General features: G+C 69.1%; 20 protein-coding genes. 8 read left to right on the top strand and 12 right to left on the bottom strand.

The features are described from left to right. Positions 1-2: 2 nt before the first annotated feature. On the bottom strand, positions 3-722 hold the full coding sequence (locus tag AC07O4_RS21555; protein WP_070062774.1) for a DsbC family protein: 720 nt from the start codon (positions 720-722) through the stop codon (positions 3-5). A gap of 46 nt (positions 723-768) precedes the next feature. After that, positions 769-1,896 carry an FAD-dependent monooxygenase gene (locus tag AC07O4_RS21550; protein WP_495305607.1) on the bottom strand — a complete coding sequence of 376 codons (1,128 nt, stop codon included), beginning with the start codon at positions 1,894-1,896 and terminating at the stop codon, positions 769-771. A gap of 87 nt (positions 1,897-1,983) precedes the next feature. Here AC07O4_RS21550 and AC07O4_RS21545 point away from each other — a divergent pair, with 87 nt between their 5' ends. After that, positions 1,984-2,868, top strand: a complete 885-nt coding sequence (locus AC07O4_RS21545) for an MOSC domain-containing protein (protein WP_495305606.1) — start codon at positions 1,984-1,986, stop codon at positions 2,866-2,868. A 341-nt stretch (positions 2,869-3,209) separates the two neighbouring features. Here the strand turns inward: AC07O4_RS21545 and rbsD are convergent, their stop codons facing one another. From rbsD to AC07O4_RS21515, 6 genes are all read right to left on the bottom strand, one after another. Beyond that, on the bottom strand, positions 3,210-3,605 hold the full coding sequence (gene rbsD / locus AC07O4_RS21540; RefSeq protein ID WP_495305605.1) for a D-ribose pyranase: 396 nt from the start codon (positions 3,603-3,605) through the stop codon (positions 3,210-3,212). Next, positions 3,602-4,561, bottom strand: coding sequence for a ribokinase (rbsK, locus tag AC07O4_RS21535; protein WP_495305604.1), 960 nt, complete (start codon positions 4,559-4,561; stop codon positions 3,602-3,604). The genes rbsD and rbsK overlap by 4 nt, the downstream gene beginning before the upstream one ends. After that, the gene (locus AC07O4_RS21530) at positions 4,558-5,637 is read right to left on the bottom strand and encodes a LacI family DNA-binding transcriptional regulator (protein ID WP_159272892.1); all 1,080 of its coding nucleotides are present in this window, start codon (positions 5,635-5,637) and stop codon (positions 4,558-4,560) included. Before AC07O4_RS21530 ends, rbsK begins: the two co-directional genes overlap by 4 nt. Before the next feature lie 24 nt (positions 5,638-5,661). Beyond that, positions 5,662-6,666 (bottom strand): ABC transporter permease, encoded by a 1,005-nt coding sequence (locus AC07O4_RS21525; RefSeq protein WP_495305603.1) that lies wholly within the window; start codon positions 6,664-6,666, stop codon positions 5,662-5,664. Positions 6,667-6,671: 5 nt separating this feature from the next. After that, positions 6,672-8,276: a sugar ABC transporter ATP-binding protein gene (locus AC07O4_RS21520; RefSeq protein ID WP_495305728.1), complete on the bottom strand. Its 1,605-nt coding sequence runs from the start codon at positions 8,274-8,276 to the stop codon at positions 6,672-6,674. Between the two features lie 61 nt (positions 8,277-8,337). Then, on the bottom strand, positions 8,338-9,291 hold the full coding sequence (locus tag AC07O4_RS21515) for a sugar ABC transporter substrate-binding protein (protein WP_062479141.1): 954 nt from the start codon (positions 9,289-9,291) through the stop codon (positions 8,338-8,340). A gap of 262 nt (positions 9,292-9,553) precedes the next feature. Between AC07O4_RS21515 and ychF the strand changes: the two genes are divergently transcribed. Further along, a complete protein-coding gene (gene ychF / locus AC07O4_RS21510) occupies positions 9,554-10,645 on the top strand; it encodes a redox-regulated ATPase YchF (RefSeq protein WP_095948031.1) in 1,092 nt (363 codons plus the stop codon). 132 nt (positions 10,646-10,777) lie between these two features. On the opposite strand, the gene AC07O4_RS21505 is transcribed toward ychF, so the two are convergent. Continuing rightward, complete coding sequence (locus AC07O4_RS21505) at positions 10,778-11,767, bottom strand: trypsin-like peptidase domain-containing protein (RefSeq protein WP_495305602.1); 990 nt, start codon at positions 11,765-11,767, stop codon at positions 10,778-10,780. Positions 11,768-11,901: 134 nt separating this feature from the next. On the opposite strand from AC07O4_RS21505, the gene AC07O4_RS21500 reads away from it, so the two are divergent. Next, positions 11,902-12,576, top strand: a complete 675-nt coding sequence (locus AC07O4_RS21500) for a glutathione S-transferase (protein ID WP_070062765.1) — start codon at positions 11,902-11,904, stop codon at positions 12,574-12,576. A 19-nt stretch (positions 12,577-12,595) separates the two neighbouring features. Here the strand turns inward: AC07O4_RS21500 and AC07O4_RS21495 are convergent, their stop codons facing one another. Beyond that, on the bottom strand, positions 12,596-13,066 hold the full coding sequence (locus AC07O4_RS21495; RefSeq protein ID WP_062479132.1) for a YqaA family protein: 471 nt from the start codon (positions 13,064-13,066) through the stop codon (positions 12,596-12,598). Positions 13,067-13,249: 183 nt separating this feature from the next. On the opposite strand from AC07O4_RS21495, the gene dusB reads away from it, so the two are divergent. From dusB to purH, 3 genes are read left to right on the top strand one after another with little or no spacing between them, the layout of a single operon-like run. Next, on the top strand, positions 13,250-14,308 hold the full coding sequence (gene dusB, locus AC07O4_RS21490) for a tRNA dihydrouridine synthase DusB (protein WP_495305601.1): 1,059 nt from the start codon (positions 13,250-13,252) through the stop codon (positions 14,306-14,308). Positions 14,309-14,332: 24 nt separating this feature from the next. Then, positions 14,333-14,569, top strand: coding sequence for a Fis family transcriptional regulator (locus tag AC07O4_RS21485; protein ID WP_056577757.1), 237 nt, complete (start codon positions 14,333-14,335; stop codon positions 14,567-14,569). A 16-nt stretch (positions 14,570-14,585) separates the two neighbouring features. Continuing rightward, the gene (purH, locus tag AC07O4_RS21480; RefSeq protein ID WP_495305600.1) at positions 14,586-16,193 is read left to right on the top strand and encodes a bifunctional phosphoribosylaminoimidazolecarboxamide formyltransferase/IMP cyclohydrolase; all 1,608 of its coding nucleotides are present in this window, start codon (positions 14,586-14,588) and stop codon (positions 16,191-16,193) included. A gap of 72 nt (positions 16,194-16,265) precedes the next feature. Here purH and AC07O4_RS21475 read toward each other — a convergent pair whose 3' ends face one another. Then, positions 16,266-16,742 (bottom strand): hypothetical protein, encoded by a 477-nt coding sequence (locus AC07O4_RS21475; protein ID WP_062479124.1) that lies wholly within the window; start codon positions 16,740-16,742, stop codon positions 16,266-16,268. A 144-nt stretch (positions 16,743-16,886) separates the two neighbouring features. After that, complete coding sequence (locus AC07O4_RS21470) at positions 16,887-17,783, bottom strand: LysR substrate-binding domain-containing protein (protein WP_062479122.1); 897 nt, start codon at positions 17,781-17,783, stop codon at positions 16,887-16,889. A 159-nt stretch (positions 17,784-17,942) separates the two neighbouring features. On the opposite strand from AC07O4_RS21470, the gene AC07O4_RS21465 reads away from it, so the two are divergent. Both AC07O4_RS21465 and AC07O4_RS21460 read left to right on the top strand, forming a co-directional pair. Next, a complete protein-coding gene (locus tag AC07O4_RS21465) occupies positions 17,943-18,920 on the top strand; it encodes a Bug family tripartite tricarboxylate transporter substrate binding protein (protein ID WP_495305599.1) in 978 nt (325 codons plus the stop codon). A 43-nt stretch (positions 18,921-18,963) separates the two neighbouring features. Further along, positions 18,964-20,361, top strand: a complete 1,398-nt coding sequence (locus tag AC07O4_RS21460) for an amidase family protein (RefSeq protein WP_495305598.1) — start codon at positions 18,964-18,966, stop codon at positions 20,359-20,361. The last annotated feature ends 2 nt before the right edge of the window (positions 20,362-20,363 follow it).

Raw genomic sequence — 20,363 nt, 5'->3', positions numbered from 1 at the left:
GATCAGTTGGCAGCGGCGAGCTGCTTCTCGACCTGTTCGGCGGGAATCGCGCCCGGGACGCGGCTGCCGTCGGTGAAGATCAGCGTGGGCGTGCCGGTGATGTTGTACTTGCGGCCGAACTCCACGTTGCGCTCCAGCGCCGTCACGTTGCAGCTGGTGGCGGCGGCGGCGGGCTTGACGTTGCCTTCCATCCAGTCGGCCCAGGCCTTGCCCGGGTCCTTGCTGCACCAGATGTCGCGCGACTTGGCGGTCGAATCGGGGCCGAGCACGGGGTACAGGAACATGTAGACGGTCACGTTGTCGACCTTCTTCATGTCCTTCTCGAAGCGCTTGCAGTAGCCGCAGTTCGGGTCTTCGAAGACCGCGACCTTGCGCTTGCCGTTGCCGCGCACGATCTTGATCGCGTCTTTCAGCGGCAGCTTGTCGAAGGCGACGGCGGTGAGCTTCTCGACGCGCTCCTCGGTGAGGTTGCGCCGGGTCTTGGCGTCGATCAGGCTGCCCTGCAGCAGGTAGCCGCCTTGCTCGTCGGTGTACAGGATCTGGCTGCCGTTGACGCGCACTTCGTACAGGCCCGGCACGGGCGTCTTGGTGACTTCCTCGATGGGCGGCAGCTGCGGGATGTGCGTCGGCAGGTTCTTGCGGATCTCGGCCTCGCCCGCGCCGGCGGTGGAGAGCGTGAGCAGCGCGCAGGCGGCGACGAGAAGGTGGCGGACGAAGGTCATCGGGAAGGTTTCGGGAAAAAGGTGGAGGGCTGGAGGGCGAGGGGCGTCAGGCCTTCAGGCCCATGGCTTGCGCGGTGATCCAGTGCTTCACGAAGCGCGTGCGGTCGAAACCGCGCATGCCCCAGTTGCGCAACGCAGGCAGTGGACCCAGGTTGTGCGAGAAAAGTTGCTGCAATCCGTCGGTGGCCAGGCTCATCTGCAGCACGTCGGCGCGGCGGGCGCGTTCGTAGCGGCGCAGCAGGCGGGCGTCGCCCACGCTGCGCCAGTAGTCGCGGGTGCGGATCACGTCGGCCAGCGCGGCCGCGTCGGCCAGGCCGAGGTTCAGGCCCTGGCCCGCCAGCGGATGCACCGTGTGCGCGGCGTCGCCCGCGAGCACCCACGATTGGGTGGGCTGGCCCGGCATCGCGCCCGACCAGCGGTCGGCGATGGCGCGCGACAACGGCCACACGGCGCGTTCGCTCGTGAGCCGCAGCGAGCCCAGTTCGCCGTGGCTGGCTTCGCTCACGGCGGCGCTGAATTCTTCGACGCTTTGTGCGACCAGCTCGGGCACGCGCAGCTGGTCGACCGACCACACCAGCGCCAGCGTCTTGCCGTGCACGCCGCCCAGCGGCAGCAGGGCGAACACCTCGCCGCGGTCGTTGAACCACTGGCGCGCGATGCCGTCGTGCGTGTGCGCGGCCTCGAGCCGCGCGGCAATGGCGTGCTGCGGGTAGCGCGTGACCTCGTAGCTCACGCCCAGCGCGGCGCGCGAGGCGCTGGCCTTGCCTTCGCACACCACCGTCAGCGGCGCGGCCACGGGCTCGGTCACCACGTCGATCAGGGGCTGGAAGCGCACCGCGTCGGCCAGTTGCTGCTCGAGCGCGGGCACGTCGACGATCCAGGCCAGCGCCTCGACCTTCTGGCGCGCGGCGCTGAATTGCACGCGGCCGCCGTCGTCGCCGTGCACCTGCATCTCGTGCACCGGCGTGGCATGGGCCGTGTCGGGCCAGGCGCGCAGCGATTCGAGCATGGTGCGGGACGCCGCGTTGAGCGCGTACGCCCGGATGTCTTCCTTGCCCGCAGGGGCCGGCGGCACCACCAGCGCGACACGCACGCGTTCGCGCGCCAGCAGCAGCGCCAGCGTGCGGCCGACGATGCCGGCGCCGCGGATACAAACTTCGGGAGAAAGGGCCATCGGATGATTGTAGGAGTTGCCTCGCGCGCGGGCGCCGATACCCGTTCATGCGGGAGAATGGCCAGCGATTTCAAAGGAACCCTCACCGTGTCGCAGCCGCCCGCTTTCGATCTCCAGGCCACCATCGCCCGCCTGTTCGTGTACCCCGTCAAGTCGTGTGCCGGCGTCGAGCTCGACGAGATGCTGCTCACCGAAACCGGCCTGGAGTTCGACCGCGCCTGGATGGTGGTCGACGCGCAGGGCGAGTTCGTCACCCAGCGGCAGCTGCCGCGCATGGCGCTCATCCAGCCGCAGATGAAGCACACCGAGGTCGTGCTGCGCGCGCCCGGCATGCTGGCGCTGCACCTGGCCTTCGACCGCGTCGAGCAGCCGGTGCGCGTGCGCGTGTGGAAGGACGAGGTGGCGGCCTACGACATGGGCGACATCGCCGCCCAGTGGTTCAGCGACTTTCTTTCGGAGCCCGGCAAGCCGCAGGCGCTGCGCCTGGTGCGCTTCGACCCCGAGCACCAGCGCCTGTCGAGCCTGAAGTGGACCGACGGCGTCGAGGCGCTGAACCAGTTCGCCGACGGCTTCCCGCTGTTGGTGGCCAGCGAAGGCTCGATCGCCGAGCTCAACGAGCGCCTGGCGGCGGCGGGCCACGGCCCGGTCGGCATCGAGCGCTTCCGCCCGAACATCGTGCTGGCCGGCATCGAGTCGCACGACGAAGACCGGGTCGACGCGCTGCACGTCACCACCGGCGAAGGCGAGGCCGAGCTGCGCCCGGTCAAGCCCTGCACGCGCTGCCCCATTCCCGACATCGACCCGGCCACCGCCCTCAGCAGCCCCGAGGTCGGCGACATGCTGCGCACCTACCGCGCCGACGCGCGCGTGGACGGCGGCATCACCTTCGGCATGAACTGCATCGTGGTGCAGGGCGTGGAGCACATGCTCAAGGTGGGGCAGTCCGTCGGCGCGAACTACCGCTTCGAGTGAAGGGCATGCCGCACGCCTGAGTGGTGTGCGGTCAACTCGGGGGGCGTGCACAGGACACCGGGTACTCCCCTCCGCGAATGTCCCCCGGCCTGCGGCCTCCTCCTTGATTTCGCTGCGGGGAGCACCCGATGCCCTGCGCACGAGGGCACGCTCTGCGTTTGCGGACGATCAACGACTGCTGCGAACAACGCTCACGCTGATGGGGTGCCTTGCGCAGCGAAATCAAGGGGGAGGCCGCAGGCCGGAGGACATTCGCGGAGCAAGGTGCCCCGTCGGCGGGAGCGCGCCCTGAACAATGCCCGATCTCACCCCAGACAGACCGTGGGCAGTCGCTCAGAGCCTCAGAACTTCACGCCGGCGATCAGGATGATGTTCGCGTAGGGCGTGCATTCGCCCGTGCGCACGATGGCGCGGGCCTTCGCGCTGCGGCGCTTGAATTCTTCGTGCGACACCGCCTGCGGTGCGATGCCCAGCGTCTGCGGGTACCAGCCTGGCAGCGCCTTCGCATCGCCTTGCAGCGCTTCGTCGGCCACGACGATGGCCTCGACCTGCATCTCGGACAGCACCGCTTTCAGCACATCGGTGATCCCCGGCACGCCGCGTGCCACGGCCAGGTCGATGCGGCGCGGGCCGTCGGGAATGGGTAGGCCGGCGTCGCCGATCACCAGCATGTCGCCGTGGCCCAGCGAGGCGATCACGTGGGAGAGTTCGGCGTGCAGCAGGGGAGAGCGTTTCACAGCGTGATCCAGTCGGGGGGCAGGGGGCTGCGCAGCACGGCGTCGCGCAGCGGAATGGAGGGTTGGGCGCCGGGCTGCTGGATGCACAGCGCGGCGGCGCGGATGCCCAGGCGCACGGCCTCGTCGAACGATTGGCCTTCGCCCAGCGCCACGGCGAGCGCGCCCAGGAAGGTGTCGCCGGCGGCGGTGGTGTCGACCGCCTGCACCTTCGGCGCGGGATGGTGGCGCGCGCCGTCGGCGTCGACTGCCACGGCGCCGCGCGAACCCAGCGTCACGACCACGCGGGCGATGCCGCGCGCGCGCAGCGCCTGACCGGCCTGCGCTGCCTCTTCGGGGCTGTCGGCGTTCTGGCCCGACAGGGTCTGCGCCTCGATCTCGTTGACCACCAGCGTGTCGATGCGGGGCCAGAGCGCCTCGGCGATGGCTTGCACCGGCGAGGGGTTGAGCATCACCGCGCAGCCCGCGTCGTGCGCGGCGTTGATGGCGCGTGTCACCTGGTCCATCGGGGTCTCGAACTGCGCGACGAGGAAGGCCGCGCCCTGCACCTGCTGCGTCAGCGAAGCCTCGTCGATGGCGACGCGCGCGTTGGCGCCGGGGATCATCACGATGCGGTTCTGGCCGCTGTCTTCCACGAGGATCAGCGCCGTGCCGGTCGGCTCGCCCGGCACGGTGCGCAGCGCGGCGGTGTCGATGCCGTCGCGCGCGAGCGCATCGCGCAGTGCCGCGCCATGCGCGTCGTCGCCCACGCAGCCGATCATCTGCACCTGCGCGCCTTGGCGCGCGCAGCTCACGGCCTGGTTGGCGCCCTTGCCACCGGGAATGGCGTCGATCGAGCGGCCCAGCAGGGTTTCGCCCGCGGCCGGCGCGTGCGGCACGCGCAGCACGATGTCCATGTTCAGGCTGCCGAGCACCACGATGCGCGGTGGCGTGGAGGAAGAAAGAGGCTGAAGGCTCACGAGGTGCGGGACTTGGAAGATGTGGCGGTGGGGGAGGCGGCGGGCGTCACGCCGGTTTCGCGAAAGCCCGCGTGGCGCGCGGTCGAGGCGCGCACGCGCAGCTCGGGCTGCAGCACGACCTTGCGCGCGTCGCGGCGCTTGCCGCCCATGCGCTCCAGCAGCATGTCGACCGCCAGCGCGCCGATGCGCTCCTTGGGCTGGGCCACGGTGGTGAGCGGCGGGCTGGTGTAGGCCGACAGTTCGATGTCGTCGAAGCCCACGATGGACAGTTCGTCGGGCACGCGCACGCCGCTTTCATGCGCGGCGCGCAGCGCGCCGATGGCCATCAGGTCGTTGCATACGAACACGGCCGAAGGCTTCTGCTCGGTGCGCAGGATGGCGTGCATCGCCTCGTAGCCGCCCTGGCTGGTGAAGCCGCCGCGCCACAGCAGCGCGTCGGCGTTCGGCGCCGAGCCGGTCTCCGCCAGCGCCATGCGCCAGCCTTCGATGCGCTGCTCGCTCGATGTGACGCCCAGCGGACCGCCGATGCAGGCGATGCGCTTGTGGCCCAGCGACAGCAGGTGCCGCACGGCGAGCAGGCCGCCCTGCATGTGGGCGGTTTCCACCAGGTCGCAGGCCGGGTCGGCGATCTCGCGGTCGACCAGCACGGTGGGAATGCGCAGGCCGCGCAGCTGGGTGGCGAGCGAGTCGTCTTCGTCGGCGCCGGTCGACACCACGATGAGCCCGTCGATGCGGCGCTCCGCCAGCACCTGCAGGTACACGCTCTGGCGCCGGGGCTCGTCGTCGGTGTTGCACAGCACCAGCGTGTAGCCGGCGCCGAAGCAGCGGTCTTCCACGATGCGCACGATCTCGGCGAAGTAGGGGTTCGAGCTGTTGGGAATCAGCATGCCCAGCGTCGAGGTGGTGTTGCTCTTGAGGCTGCGCGCCATCGCGTTGGGCACGTAGCCCAGCTCGCGGATCGCCAGCTCGACGCGCTCGCGCACCTTGGCGCTCACGTGGCGCGTGTCGTTGACGACGTGCGACACGGTGGTGACGGAAACGCCCGCCTGGAGTGCGACGTCCTTGATGGTGGCCATGGTTTTCTCTGGGTTCCTTGAGGCTCAGGCCAGTCGACGATCGGCCCGGCGCTGGCGCAGGGTGTCGATGATGACGGCCACCACGATCACCGCGCCCGTGATGATGCGCTTGCTCGGTTCGCTCGCGCCCACTTGTGCCAGGCCGGCCTCGAGCACCGCGATGATCAGCACGCCGAAGAAGGTGTTGACCACCGAGCCGCGCCCGCCCATGAGGCTGGTGCCGCCGATGACCACGGCCGCGATCACTTGCAGCTCGATGCCCACGCCCGCGTTCGGGTCGGCCGCTTCGAGGCGGGCCGACTGCATCAGGCCCGCGAGCCCGGCCAGCAGGCCGGTGACGGCGAAGACGATGATGCGGATCGGCCGCGGGTCGATGCCCGCCAGGCGCATGGCTTCTTCATTGGTGCCGATTCCCACCACGTGGCGGCCGAACACGGAGCGCGTGAGCACCAGCTGCCCCACGGCCACCAGCACCACCGCGAGCACGAAGGCGGCCGAGATGCCGCCGATCCACGGCGCGGCCAGGCCCGAGATGGCGTCGCCCACGTACTGCGTGCGCGAGTCGGTGACCAGGTAAGCGCCGCCGCGCACGGCTTCGAGCATGCCCAGCGAGACGATGAAGCTCGGCAGCCGCCAGGCGACCGACACCGCGCCCGTCACCGTGCCGCAGATCAGGCCGGTGGCCAGGCCGAGCATGGCGGCCAGCGGCACCGAGAGCTTCCATTCCAGGATGGCGGCGGCCGTGACGGCCGCGCTCAGCGCGAGCACCGAGCCCACCGACAGGTCGATGCCCGCGATGATCAGCACGAAGGTCATGCCCACCGCCATCACGGCCAGCGCCGGGATCTCGTTGGCGATGGAGATGAAGGTCTCGCGCGTGAGGAAGTATTCGCTCATCGAGCCGAAGAGCGCAATCATGCCCAGCAGCACGACCGTCAGGCCCAGGTAGGTGCCGAGCTGGCCCTTGAGTGCAGAGGGCGGCTTGCCGGCGGCGGCGGAAGCAGGAGAAGAGGGAGAGGCTGCGTTCATGGTCGTCAGGCGTCGGCGGAAGTCGGGGCGGAGGTTGCGGAAGAAGGGGCGGAATCCGCCGGGGAGCCGGGCACGCGGCCCGTGGCGTCGCTGAAGGCGGCGGCGAGCAGCGACTGTTCGCTCCACTCGCCGCGCTCGAACACCGCGACCAGCCGGCCGGCGCTCATCACGCCGATGCGGTCGCACATGGCCATCAGCTCGCGCAGGTCGCTGGACACCATCAGGAGCGCCTTGCCGGCGTCGGTCATGCGGTCGAGCTCGGCGTACAGGTCGGCGCGCGCGCCCACGTCCACGCCGCGCGTGGGTTCGTCCAGCAGCAGCACCTTGCATTCGCGGTGCAGCCAGCGTGCGAAGACCACCTTCTGCTGGTTGCCGCCGCTGAGCGTGGACACGGGTTGTTCGATGCTGCGCGAGCGGATGCGCAGCAGCTCGACCAGCCGGCGCGCGATCTGGCGCTCCTTGGCACGGCGCAGCCAGCCGGCGTGCGAGATCGCGCCGAGGTCGCTCAGCGTGGCGTTGACGCGGATCGGCTGCGTGAGCAGCAGGCCCTGCGACTTGCGGTCTTCGGTCACGAGGCCGATGCCCGCGCGAATGGCCTGCATCGGCGAGCGCCAGCCCTTGCGCGCATGCCGCACGGGCTGCGCGGCCGGCGTGCCGTCGTGCAGAACGACCTCGCCGCGGTCGGCGCGGTCGGCGCCGAACAGCAGCCGCACAAGCTCGGTGCGGCCCGAGCCGACCAGGCCGGCCAGGCCCATGACTTCGCCCGCGCGCAGTTCGAGATCGACGTCGCGCACCACCTGCGCCCGGCCGATGCCGCGCGCGCTCAGCAGCACCGGGCCCGCCACGCGGCGCGCGCGGCCTTCGTGCTCGTGCACCGCGCGCCCGACCATGCGCTGCACCAGTTCGGATTCGCGCACGCCGGCCATGGCGCGCACGTCGACCAGCTTGCCGTCGCGCAGCACCGCCACGCGGTCGGCGATGCGCTGCAGCTCTTCGAGGCGGTGCGACACGTAGACGATCGCCACGCCGCGCAGCTTGAGCAGTTCGATCTGCTCGAACAGGTGGGCGGTTTCGCGCGGCGTGAGCATGGCGGTGGGCTCGTCGAGCACCAGCACGCGCGTGTCGTCCTGCAGGTTGCGCGCGATCTCCACCATCTGCTGCTGGCCGATGCCCAGCCGCGCCACCGGCGTGGCCGGGTCGATGCCGTCCAGGCCGATCTTGGCGAGCTGGCGCTCGGCCAGCTCGTGCAGCGTGGCGCGGCGGATCCAGCCGCTCTTGTGCGGCAGGCGGTCGAGCAGCAGGTTCTCGGCCACCGACAGCGTGGTGACGAGGCCGAGTTCCTGCATGACCATGCGCACGCCCAGCCGCTCGGCATCGCGGCGCGAGGCCGGCGCGAAGGGCTGGCCGTCCAGCAGCATGCCGCCGCGCGTGGGCTGCACCAGCCCGCAGACGATCTTCGACAGCGTGCTCTTGCCCGCGCCGTTCTCGCCCGTGAGCGCGAGCACCTCGCCGGCGCGCAGCTCGAGCGAGACGCCGTCGAGCACCGGCGCCGCGTAGTCCTTGCCGACCGTGCTCAGGGCGAGCACGGCGGTGGGTAAGGGCGGATTCATGGCGGCGTCGGGTGCGGCGGTCAAAACGAGGTCTTCTTCTTTTTAGGGGGAGCGGAGCGGCTTACTTGGACGACTTGGTGACCAGCACCACGTCGGTCTTCACTTCGGCCGGCATTTCCGATTGCTTCTTCTTGTCGGCGATGGCCTTCAGCGCGGTCTCGATGCCGAACACGGCCTGCTTGGCGGCGAACTGGTCGGCGGTGGCGAGCACGCGGCCGTCCTTCAGCATCGGCTTGATGGCGCCGATGTTGTCGTAGCCCACCACCAGCACCTTGCCGGTCTTGCCCGCGGCCTTGACGGCGGCCACGGCGCCCAGCGCCATGCTGTCGTTGCCGGCCAGCAGGGCCTTCAGGTCGGGGTGCTCGCGCATCATGCCGGCGGCCACGGTGTTGCCCTTGTCGATTTCCCACTGGCCCGACTGCACGCCGACCACGGTCATGCCGCCGGCCTTCATGGCGTCCTGGTAGCCCAGCGTGCGCTGCTGCGCATTGAAGGTGGTCGACACGCCTTCGATGATGCCGACCTTGTCGCCCGACTTCAGCTCCTTGGCCAGCGCGTCGCCCACCAGCTTGGCGCCGGCGCGGTTGTCGGGGCCGACGAAGGGCACCTGGATACCCTTTTCCTTCAGGGCGTCGGCGTCCAGCCGGTTGTCGATGTTCACGACCAGGATGCCCTTGTCGATGGCCGCCTTGATCACCGGCACCAGCGCCTTCGAATCGGCCGGCGCGATGACCAGCGCGTTGATCTTCTGCGCCACCATCTGCTCGACCATCTTGATCTGGGCGGCGGTGTCGGTCTCGTCCTTGATGCCGTTGGCCACCAGCGTGTACTGCGCGGCGTTGGCCTTCTGGTGCGCCTTGGCACCGTCTTCCATGGTGCGGAAGAACTCGTTGGCCAGCGACTTCATGACCAGCGCGACCTTGGGTTTGTCCTGCGCGAAGGCGGGCGTTCCGGCGATGGCGCCCAGCAAGGTCAGTGCGGCAGCGCTTTGCAGGGTACGGCGGGTGAACTTCATGGTGGATGTCTCCTGAAATGAGGGGTCAGAGCGGAACGCCGGTCTGTGCCGGGGGCTCCGATGTTAATCGAGGGAAACGTTTGCGCAAACGTTTGCCAGTCGGGTCAAACCCTGAGCTTTTCAGCTCTCGAAGCCTCTGCCAGAGGGCTTTCGGGCAGGGTCGGGCGCCTTGGAAAAGGCGTGCCGGCGTGGCGGGAAAGGTGCCCGACCCGGGGGAGAACCCGGTCAGCCTAAAATCGGGGGTTACCCAAGAGGACCTCCCATGAGTTTGCAATGCGGCATCGTCGGCCTGCCCAACGTCGGTAAATCCACCCTTTTCAATGCGTTGACCAAGGCCGGCATCGCAGCGGAAAACTATCCGTTCTGCACCATCGAGCCCAACGTGGGCGTGGTGGAAGTGCCCGATCCGCGGCTCGACCAGCTGAGCGAGATCGTCAAGCCCGAGCGCGTGGTGCCCGCCATCGTCGAGTTCGTCGACATCGCCGGCCTGGTGGCCGGTGCCAGCACCGGCGAAGGCCTGGGCAACAAGTTCCTGGCGCACATCCGCGAGACCGACGCCACCGTGAACGTGGTGCGCTGCTTCGACGACGAGAACGTGATCCACGTGGCCGGCAAGGTCGACCCGATCTCCGACATCGAAGTGATCCAGACCGAGTTGTGCCTGGCCGACCTGGCCACGGTCGAGAAGGCGCTGCACCGTCACACCAAGGTCGCTCGCTCGGGCGACAAGGACGCGCAGAAGCTCGTCGGCCTGCTCGAACGCTGCCAGGCTGCGCTGAACGAGAACACGCCCGTGCGCGCGCTCGAGTTCACGAAGGAAGAGATGCCGCTGGTGAAGAGCTTCACGCTCATCACCGCCAAGCCCGCCATGTTCGTGGGCAACGTGTCGGAAGACGGCTTCGAGAACAACCCGTACCTCGATCGCCTGCGCGAGTACGCCGCCAAGCAGGGCGCGCCCGTGGTCGCCATCTGCGCCAAGATCGAAGCCGACCTGGCCGAGATGGACGACGAAGACAAGAAGATGTTCCTCGCCGAAATCGGCCAGGAAGAGCCGGGCCTGAACCGCCTGATCCGCGCCGCCTTCAAGCTGCTGGGCCTGCAGACCTACTTCACCGCCGGCGTGAAGGAAGTGCGCGCCTGGACCATCCACATCGGCGACACCGGCCCCCAAGCTGCCGGCGTGATCCACGGCGACTTCGAGAAGGGCTACATCCGCGCCCAGACCATCGCGTTCGACGACTACATCGCCTTCAAGGGCGAGCAGGGCGCGAAGGACGCGGGGAAGATGCGTTCGGAAGGCAAGGAATACGTTGTCAAGGATGGCGACGTGATGAACTTCTTGTTCAGCTCGTAATTGAGCTCGCCCCCAGGCTGCGCGCACTTCGTGTCGCTACGCCAACCCCCTACCGGGGGCAACACCTGAGGCCCGGCGAAGCCGGTTCCTCGGTGTTTCACGAAGGGGCTTCGCTGTCGCTTGCCTCGTCGATCACTCGGTCTTCTGCTTGCCCCACACCACCGTGTCGTCTACCGCATAGGCCGCACACGTCACCTTGCGTTCAGTGCAGCCTTTCAGATGCTCGGTCAGCGCGGCCGAGCTGGTGGCAGTGCCGAACTTCTGATCGCCGGTGATCAGGAAGATCCGGGGCCGGGCCTGCAGCAGGAACTGGCGGTAGGCGTTGCGCACCGGGGTCGGGTCGGCGCCGATGGGCGGCAGGGCCTGCAGGTCCGACAGCTCGGCGTGGCCGGACGGCGCGGGTTCCCCGTTGGGGCCGAACACCACGCCGGTGGTCTTCAGCAGATCGCGCCATGTCGCCAGCTCCGTGGTCACGCGCTGCGGCAGTTCCATCACCCATTGCGCCGGGTAGGCAAAGCCGAGGTTCGCGCCGCCGGGCGCCACGCTGTCGGTCACGCCGACCAGCCGGCCCTCGGTGTCGAACAGCCCGCCGCCGCTGGAGCCTGAAGATACGGGCGCCGACGTTTGCACGATCGGCAGTTGCCCGGGCGCGCGCGGACGCAGCGCCGAGATCAGGCCCTCGCTCAGCGTGCGTTCGAGGCCATGCGGGCTGCCGACGGCGAACACGCGCTGGCCGACGCGCAACTCGGCGGCGGGCACGATCTGCACGGCGGGAAGCTGCAGCGGCGTTTCGCTCGTGAGCACGCACAGGTCGCGCGACGGATCGGGGTCGCGCACGATGCGGGCGATGCGCAGCGTGGTCGGGCCCTGCACCACGGTGACGGCGACGGCGCCGTCGACCACGTGGCAGGCCGTGGCCAGCGCGCCCGGGGTCACGGCCACCGCGCTGCCGATGGCGGTCTGGTTGTTGCCGCGTTCGCCTTTCACGGTCCAGACGGCGGGCGCGACCTTGCGGAACACCTCCTCGGGCGTGAGTGCCCAGGCCTGGCAGGCCGCAAGGCCGAGCCAGAGTCCGGTGATGAACAGCGAGGTGCGGCGGCGCCGCGTGGAGTGAAGGGCCATCCGGGTCAGTGTAGGAAGCGGCCCTACGGTTTGCCGTAGGCGATGACGCTGTCGCAGCGGGCGCCTGAAGCCCGCACGTGTTGTGGTTAGACTGCGCGCCCGCTGCATCCTCCGCCGGAAGGCTTTCATTTGCCATGCTCACTGTCCACCATCTGAACAACTCGCGCTCGCAACGTGTGCTTTGGCTGCTCGAAGAACTCGAGCTGCCCTACGAGATCGTCCATTACCAGCGCGACCCCAAGACCATGTTGGCGCCCGCTTCGCTGAAGGCCGTGCATCCGCTGGGCAAGTCGCCGGTGGTGACGACCGACGACGGCGCGACGCTGGCGGAATCGGGCGCGATCATCGAGTCGCTCATCGAACGCTACGGCCAGGGCCGGCTCGCGCCCGCGCCGGGTTCGCCCGAGGCCTTGCGCTACCGCTACTGGCTGCACTTCGCCGAAGGCACGGCGATGTCGCCGCTGCTGCTCAAGCTGGTGTTCGACCGGATCGAGACGAGCAAGATGCCCTTCTTCGCCAAGCCGATCGCCAAGGCCATCGCGGCCAAGGCGAAGTCGGCCTTCATTCATCCGAACATCACGGGCCATCTGAATTTCATGGAGGCCGAACTCGGCCGCAGCGAGTGGTTCGCGGGCAATGAATTCACGGGCGCCGACATCCAGATGAGTTTCGTGGTCGAAGCCTCGCAGGCGCGCGGCGGGCTCGATGCGCGGCGGCCCAAGCTCATGGCCTACCTGGAGCGCATCCATGCGCGCCCGGCCTACAAGCGCGCGCTGGAACGCGGTGGCCCCTACGAACTGCTGAGCTGAGTTTTTTCGACCGCGCGCTTCATGACGGAAAGACGTATAGAAGCGCGTAGGTCATCGTCACATAGCGCAGGAACTTGCCGATCGCCATGTAGCCCACGCAGGGCCAGAACGGCAGCTTGAGCCAGCCGGCGACCGCGCACAGCGGGTCGCCCACGATTGGCAGCCAGCTCAGCAGGCAGGCCTTCGGGCCCAGCCGCTCGAGCCAGCCAAGCACGCGCAGGTGGTGTTTCGAGTGCGAGTACTTGTCGGCCACCTTGTGCGCGCCGTAGCCCATCCACCAGTCGACCGCACCGCCCAGCGTGTTGCCCACGGTGGCCACGGCGATGGCCTGCCAGAACATCTCGGGGTTGAGTTTCAGCAGGCCGAACAGGATCGGTTCGGAGCCCACCGGCAGCAGCGTGGCCGATACGAAGGCCGCGATGAACAGCGTCGAAAGTCCGTACTGGGGGAGCGCGAGGAGCGCCAGGAGTGCGTCGAGCCAGGCTTGCATAAGGTCGGCGAAGTATAGGCAGCGCTCACGTCGCAAGCGCGTGGGAGAAGGCCCCGCGAAATACTGGTGTTTACGCCTGTGTCGCAAGCGCAAAAAGGCGTAAATCGTTTCAGTCGCTGAAATGCCACGTGGCTACAATCGTGCCTCATTTTTCAGCAGCCGACCCGCACAGCACTCCTTCCCATGACCTTGCAGATCGGCACCCACACGCTGGAAAACCGGCTGTTCGTCGCGCCCATGGCCGGCGTGACGGACCGGCCCTTCCGCATGCTGTGCCGCGAACTCGGCGCGGGCTATGCGGTCAGCGAGATGGTCACCTCGCGCAAGGAACTCTGGAACACGCTGAAGACCTCGCGGCGCGCCAACCACGACGGCGAGCCGGGCCCCATTGCGGTGCAGATCGCCGGCACCGACGCGGCCATGATGGCCGAGGCCGCGGTCTACAACATCGAGCGCGGCGCGCAGATCATCGACATCAACATGGGCTGCCCGGCCAAGAAGGTCTGCAACAAGTGGGCCGGCTCGGCGCTGATGCGCGACGAGCCGCTGGCCCTGGAAATCGTGCAGGCCGTGGTCGACGCGGCGCAACCCTTCAACGTGCCGGTCACGCTCAAGATGCGCACCGGCTGGAGCGAAGACCACCGCAACGCGGTGAAGCTCGCACGCGACTTCGAATCGGCCGGCGTGCAGATGCTCACCGTGCACGGGCGCACGCGCGAGCAGGGCTACAAGGGCCACGCCGAGTACGACACCATCGCCGCCGTGAAGGCCGTGGTGCGCGTGCCGGTGGTGGCCAACGGCGACATCCGCTCGCCCGAGAAGGCACGCGACGTGCTCGCGGCCACGGGCGCCGACGCCGTGATGATCGGCCGCGCCGCGCAGGGCCGGCCGTGGATCTTCCGGGAGATCGCGCATTTCCTGGACACCGGCACCCACCTGGCGCCGCCGCTGGTGGCTGAGGTGCGCCGGCTGCTGCTCGACCACCTGGTGGAGCACTACGCGCTGTACGGCGAGTTCAGCGGCGTGCGCACGGCGCGCAAGCACATCGGCTGGTATGTGCGCGCGCTGCCCGACGGCGAGGCGTTCCGCGCACGCATGAACGCCATCGAAGACTGCGCAGGCCAGCTGCGCGCGGTCGACGACTATTTCCAGGGGCTTGCGGACCGCATGGACCGCATGCCCGCCCCGACGGCAGACGAGGAGCCGGCGGGAGAAGAGGAGACGGCCTGCGCCGTCGATTGAGCGAAGACAAAAAGAGAAGAAGCAATGAGCAAGAAACACATCGAGGACTGCGTTCGCAGCAGTCTGGACAGCTACTTTCGCGATCTGCGGGGCACCGAACCCGACGGCATGTACGAGATGCTCGTGCGCGTGGTCGAGAAACCCCTGCTCGACGTCGTCATGACGCGCGCCGAAGGCAACCAGTCCCGGGCCGCCCAATGGCTGGGCCTGAACCGCAACACGCTCCGCAAGAAATTGGTCGAGCACAAACTTTTGAAATAACTCCACGGCATATCCCATGGCTCAGACCGCACTCCTTTCCGTTTCCGACAAGACCGGCATCCTTGAATTCGCGCAGGCCCTGCATGGCCTGGGCGTCAAGCTGCTGTCCACCGGCGGCACCGCCAAGCTGCTGGCCGACGCCGGCCTGCCGGTGACCGAAGTCGCCGACCACACCGGCTTTCCCGAAATGCTCGACGGCCGCGTGAAGACGCTGCACCCGAAGATCCACGGCGGCCTGCTGGCGCGCCGCGACCTGCCCGCGCACGTCGCCGCCATCAAAGAGCACGGCATCGACACCATCGACCTGCTGGTGGTCAACCTGTATCCGTTCGAAGCCACCGTGGCCAAGCCCGGTTGCACGCTCGAGGACGCCATCGAGAACATCGACATCGGCGGCCCGGCGATGGTGCGCAGCGCAGCCAAGAACTGGAAGGACGTGGGCGTGCTCACCGACGCCTCGCAGTACGCCGTGGCGCTGGCCGAACTCAAGGCCGACGGCAAGCTCAGCGACAAGACCAAGTTCGCGTTCTCGGTGGCCGCGTTCAACCGCATCGCCGACTACGACGGCGCGATCAGCGACTACCTCTCGGCCATCGATTTCGACGCCAGCATCGGCCAGCCCGCGCCCACGCGCTCGCTCTTCCCCGCGCAGAGCAACGGCCGCTTCGTGAAGGTGCAGGACCTGCGCTACGGCGAGAACCCGCACCAGCAGGCCGCGTTCTACCGCGACCTGTACCCGGCGCCCGGTTCGCTCGTGTCGGCCAAGCAGCTGCAGGGCAAGGAGCTCAGCTACAACAACATCGCCGACGCCGATGCGGCGTGGGAATGCGTGAAGAGCTTCGACGTGCCCGCCTGCGTGATCGTGAAGCACGCCAACCCCTGCGGCGTGGCCGTGGGCGCCGATGCACTCGAGGCCTACAGCAAGGCCTTCAAGACCGATCCGACCTCGGCCTTCGGCGGCATCATTGCCTTCAACCGCCCGGTCGACCTGGCCACTGCGCAGGCCGTCAACAAGCAGTTCGTCGAAGTGCTGATGGCACCGGGCTACACGCCCGAGGCGCTGGAAGTGTTCCAGGCCACCAAGGCCAAGCTCAACGTGCGCGTGCTCGAGATCGCATTGCCCAAGGGCGGTGCCACCGACTGGGACAACGGCCGCAACGCGATGGACGTCAAGCGCGTCGGCTCGGGCCTCCTGATCCAGACTGCCGACAACCACGAGCTGGCCCTGGCCGATCTCAAGGTGGTCAGCAAGAAGCAGCCCACGCCGCAGCAGCTGCAAGACCTGCTGTTCGCCTGGAAGGTCGCGAAGTACGTCAAGAGCAACGCGATCGTGTTCTGTGCCGACGGCATGACCATGGGCGTGGGCGCCGGCCAGATGAGCCGCCTCGATTCGGCGCGCATCGCCAGCATCAAGGCCGAGCATGCGGGCCTGTCGCTCAAGGACACGGCGGTGGCGAGCGACGCCTTCTTCCCGTTCCGCGACGGCCTCGATGTGGTGGTGGACGCGGGCGCGGGCTGCGTCATCCAGCCGGGCGGCTCGATGCGCGACCAGGAAGTGATCGACGCGGCCGACGAGCGCGGCGTGGTGATGGTGTTCTCGGGCGTGCGCCACTTCCGGCACTGAGCCTGCGGCCCCGCGGGGCCTGCCCGAACAAGGCCAGGGTCGCTCGCGCGGCCCTGGCTTTTTTCATGGCCGCTACTCGTGTGTGCCGAAGCGGTACTTGAGCTGGAAGCTGATCGCGCCGTAGAGGCGGTTCCTGATCGTCGGCACGTAGGCGATGTTCAGGCCCCAGTTCTTGCCCTCGATGGCGGCCGTGGGAATGATGGCGGGAAACCAGTTGCCGTTGCGGTAGTCGGGGTAGCCGTCGAAGCCGCCCACCACCGCGCCGAACTTCACGCCGTAGAACTCGAAGGGCAGGATGTACAGGCCGACGTAGTGAGACTGCCGCCGGTTGCTGTTGTGGAAGGTGCCGGCCGTGACGCGGTAGGTGTCGTTCAGCGGGTACTCGAAGCCCAGGCCCGGGTTGGCGTTTTCCAGGCCCTTGCCGCTGTCGAAGTGGGCCGAGTAGAAGCCGGGGTTGACCCAGATGTTCTTCGGCTCGAAGGACTGCGCCAGCGCGAGGCCCGGCAAAAGAAGGGCACTCAGCAGAGGCAGCATGCGCAAGGGGGTCATGGGCGGGGCATCCTGAAATTTGGTCTGTCTCGCGGCTTCGATGGTGGCTGCGATGACGGCTTCCCTTGGGTCTGCGTGCGTGGGCACGGCCCCGCGAACGCCGGCGCAATATACACGCGGCCATCGCGAAAACGATGACATCGCTCAGGCGGGCCGCGCCAGGTACTTGCGAAACAGCTCGGCCAGCCGCAGCGCCGCCAGCGACAGCGGCTTGCCGCGCGGCGAGACGATGCCCAGCTCCAGCGGCGGCACCGGCATCGCGAGCGGCACGCGCTCCACCAGATCGGCATAGGGCGGCATGGTGAGCATGCCGGCCGGCCCGACCATCAGCGCGTCGCTGCGGGTCAGCAGGCCCCAGCTCACGCCGAACGACGCCACCTCGATGCGGTGCTCCGGCAGCGGCAGGCCCTGCGCGGCGTACTGCTCGAGCAGGAAGGTGTGCTGGCTGCCCGGCGCCAGGTGCATCAGCCATTCGGCGCCCGCCACTTCTTCCCAGCGGGTGGCGCGGTTCAGCGGATGGCCGCGCCGGCAGAGCACCGCCATCTCGATCATGTCGAGCCGCTCGAACGCGAAGTCGGCGTCGAGCGCCGCGGCCACCGGGCCCGCCACCGCGAAGTCGATCGTGCCTTCGCGCAGCAGCGGCAGCACCTGGGGAATCAGGCCGTCGAAGAGCTTGAGCTGCGCATGCGGCATGGCCTTGCGAAAGGCGCGCACCACCTCGGGCAGCACGCCCAGGAACACCATCGGCGTCACGGCGACGGCCACGCGCCCGTGCTGGCTGCCCTGCAGGATGCGGATGTCCTGGCGCGCGAGCTCGAGCTGCTGATGCGCCAGCCGCGCGCGCACGGTGAGCTGGCGGCCGCACTCGGTGAACTCGATGCCGCGCGAGCTGCGCAGCACCAGTTGGGCGTCGACCTCGGCCTCGAGTTCGCGGATCGCCTTGGTCACGGCCGCCTGGCTCAGGTGCAGGCTGCGCGCGGCGGCGCGGATGCTGCCGGTGTCGGCCAGCCGCAGCCAGGCCTTGAGCTGGTGGTCCTTCATGCGGCGCATTCTGCCGCCCGGCGCCACCGGGTGATCCCCAGACAAACGCAGGTTGTCATCGCGACAAGCGATTGTCTTTTCCGGCGCGCGGCCGATTTCTAGACTTTGCGCACCGGTCGTCTCATGGTGAGCGGCGGGACTCTCACAGGAGATACCTTCGTGCCTGCACTGTCATTCGCGTGGACCCGCCGCACTGTCCTGGCCGGACTGGCCGCTGTTGCCCTGGGCGCCTCGGCCCAGTTTCCCGAGCGCCCGTTGAAATTCATCGTGCCCTACGCCGCCGGGTCGGGCGTGGACGTGGCGGTGCGGCCCGTGGCCGATGCGATGGGCCGCGAGCTGGGCCAGGCCCTGGCGGTGGACAACCGCCCCAGCGCCGGCGGCATCGTCGGCACGCAGGCGCTGGCCACCTCCGCGCCGGACGGCTACACGGTCGGCTACGGCAACCTCGTCACGCTGAGCATCAACCCGGCCTTCTTCTCGAAGCTGCCCTACGCGCCCGAGAAAGACCTGGTGCCGGTCGGCCTGATCTCGAGCAACGCCTACGTGCTGATCGTGCGCAAGGACCTGCCCGTGCGCAACCTGCAGGAGCTCATTGCCTACGGGCGCGAGCACCCCGGCAAGCTCTCGGCCGGCTCGCCCGGCATCGGCAGCGCGGGCCACCTGACCGGCGAGCTGCTCAAGGCCGAGACCGGACTGACGATGGTGCAGGTGCCCTACAAGACCGGCACCCAGGCGGTCGGCGACATGGTCAACGGCCAGCTCGACGTGACCATCGAGAACATCTCGGCGGTGCTGCCGTTCATCCAGCAGGGCCGGGTCAAGGCGATCGCCGTGACCAGCGCGAAGCGCGCCGGCGTGCTGCCCGAGGTGGCGACGGTGGCCGAGAGCGGCGTGCCCGGTTTCGAGGTGGTGGCCTGGGGCGCGCTGATGGCGCCGGCGGGCACGCCGCGCAAGACCGTCGACCGGCTCAACACCGCGCTGCGCGCCTCGCTGGCCGACCCGGCCGTGGTGCGCGCCAACGCCGCGCTATCGATCGAGGCGCTGCCCTCGAGCCCCGAGGAACTCAGCGCGCTGATGAAGCGCGAGAAGCCGCGCTGGGCCGACGCCGTGCGGCGCGCGGGCGTCAAGGGCGACTGACGCGTCCGATCGATCGATTTCATTTTTCTCAAGGAGACAACGCATGCAACTCTGGCAACTGGAAGCCGCCGACCTGGCGCAGCGCATCAAGGCGCGCGAGGTCTCGTGCGTCGAGGCGGTGCGCAGCAGCCTGGCGCGGCTGGAGGCCGTCAACCCGCGGGTGAACGCCGTGGTCGACGGCTGCGCGGATGAGGCCCTCGGCGCGGCGGCGCAGGCCGATGCCGTGCTCGCGAAGGGCGAGGCGACCGGGCCGCTGCACGGCGTGCCGGTCACGATCAAGGTCAACGTCGACCAGCGCGGGCATGCCACCACCAACGGGGTGCAGGCCTACCGCAGCGTCGTGGCGAAGGACGACAGCCCGGTGGTGGCGAACCTGCAGCGCGCCGGCGCGATCGTGGTCGGCCGCACCAACACGCCCGCGTTCTCGATGCGCTGGTTCACCGACAACGCGGCCCACGGGCGCACGCTGAATCCGTACAACGCCGACGTCACGCCGGGCGGTTCAAGCGGCGGCGCGGCGGCGGCGGTCGCGGTCGGCATCGGCGCCATCGCGCACGGCAACGACCAGGGCGGATCGATCCGCTACCCGGCCTATGCCTGCGGCGTGTACGGTCTGCGCCCGAGCTTCGGGCGCGTGCCGGCCTTCAACCCTTCAGGGGCGGGCGAGCGGCCGATGGTGGTCCAGCTCACATCGGTGCAAGGGCCGCTGGCGCGCAGCGTGCGCGACCTGCGGCTGGCCTTCGCCGCGATGGCGCAGCGCGATGTGCGCGACCCGTGGTGGGCGCCTGCGCCGTTGGAGGCCGCGTCGACCGGGCCGGTCAGCGTCGCGCTGTGCACCGAGCTGCCCGGCTACGCCTGCGACCCCGAGGTGGCCGATGCGTTGCAGCGCGCCGCACGCCGGCTGGAGCGCGCCGGCTACCGCGTCGAGCCCGCGCAGCCGCCGCGTCTGCGCGAGACGGCCGACCTCTGGTTGTCGTTGACGATGGCCGACAGCCGGCTGCTGGTGGAAGAGGCACTGATGCGTGACGGCGACGACACCATCCGCCAGGCCTACCGCGCCATGGATGCGCACGCGCCGCAGTTCGACACAGCAAGCTATATGCGCGCCCTGGCTGCGCGCACGGGCCTGATGCGTGAATGGGCGCTGTTCCTTCAACGACATCCGCTGCTGCTGATGCCCGTGTCGTGGCGCCATCCGTTCCCGGTCGATGCCGACCAGCGCGGCAGCGCCGCGATGCGGGAGATTCTGGATGCGCAGAGCCCGCTGCTGTCCACCGCGATCCTGGGCTTGCCGGGGTTGTCGGTGCCGATGGGGCTGCGTCACGGGCTGCCCACGGGCGTGCAGCTCGTGAGCGACCGCTTCCGTGAAGACCTCTGCCTGGCCGCGGCCGAGGTGCTCGAAGCCGAGGCCGGGCCGGTGGCGGCGGTCGACCCCGCCTGAGC

The sequence above is a fragment of the Variovorax sp. GW821-FHT09D04 genome, from assembly GCF_059416405.1.
This window is presented reverse-complemented; position numbering and strand designations above follow the sequence as displayed.

Coding starts and splice junctions, on each gene's coding strand:
- AC07O4_RS21505 (WP_495305602.1), bottom strand. CDS start 11,767: ATGGCCCTTCACTCCACGCGGCGCCGCCGCACCTCGCTGTTCATCACC.
- AC07O4_RS21475 (WP_062479124.1), bottom strand. CDS start 16,742: ATGACCCCCTTGCGCATGCTGCCTCTGCTGAGTGCCCTTCTTTTGCCG.
- dusB (WP_495305601.1), top strand. CDS start 13,250: ATGACCTTGCAGATCGGCACCCACACGCTGGAAAACCGGCTGTTCGTC.
- purH (WP_495305600.1), top strand. CDS start 14,586: ATGGCTCAGACCGCACTCCTTTCCGTTTCCGACAAGACCGGCATCCTT.
- AC07O4_RS21460 (WP_495305598.1), top strand. CDS start 18,964: ATGCAACTCTGGCAACTGGAAGCCGCCGACCTGGCGCAGCGCATCAAG.
- AC07O4_RS21495 (WP_062479132.1), bottom strand. CDS start 13,066: ATGCAAGCCTGGCTCGACGCACTCCTGGCGCTCCTCGCGCTCCCCCAG.
- AC07O4_RS21530 (WP_159272892.1), bottom strand. CDS start 5,637: ATGGCCACCATCAAGGACGTCGCACTCCAGGCGGGCGTTTCCGTCACC.
- ychF (WP_095948031.1), top strand. CDS start 9,554: ATGAGTTTGCAATGCGGCATCGTCGGCCTGCCCAACGTCGGTAAATCC.
- AC07O4_RS21555 (WP_070062774.1), bottom strand. CDS start 722: ATGACCTTCGTCCGCCACCTTCTCGTCGCCGCCTGCGCGCTGCTCACG.
- AC07O4_RS21520 (WP_495305728.1), bottom strand. CDS start 8,276: ATGAATCCGCCCTTACCCACCGCCGTGCTCGCCCTGAGCACGGTCGGC.
- AC07O4_RS21485 (WP_056577757.1), top strand. CDS start 14,333: ATGAGCAAGAAACACATCGAGGACTGCGTTCGCAGCAGTCTGGACAGC.
- AC07O4_RS21515 (WP_062479141.1), bottom strand. CDS start 9,291: ATGAAGTTCACCCGCCGTACCCTGCAAAGCGCTGCCGCACTGACCTTG.
- AC07O4_RS21470 (WP_062479122.1), bottom strand. CDS start 17,783: ATGAAGGACCACCAGCTCAAGGCCTGGCTGCGGCTGGCCGACACCGGC.
- AC07O4_RS21500 (WP_070062765.1), top strand. CDS start 11,902: ATGCTCACTGTCCACCATCTGAACAACTCGCGCTCGCAACGTGTGCTT.
- AC07O4_RS21525 (WP_495305603.1), bottom strand. CDS start 6,666: ATGAACGCAGCCTCTCCCTCTTCTCCTGCTTCCGCCGCCGCCGGCAAG.
- AC07O4_RS21550 (WP_495305607.1), bottom strand. CDS start 1,896: ATGGCCCTTTCTCCCGAAGTTTGTATCCGCGGCGCCGGCATCGTCGGC.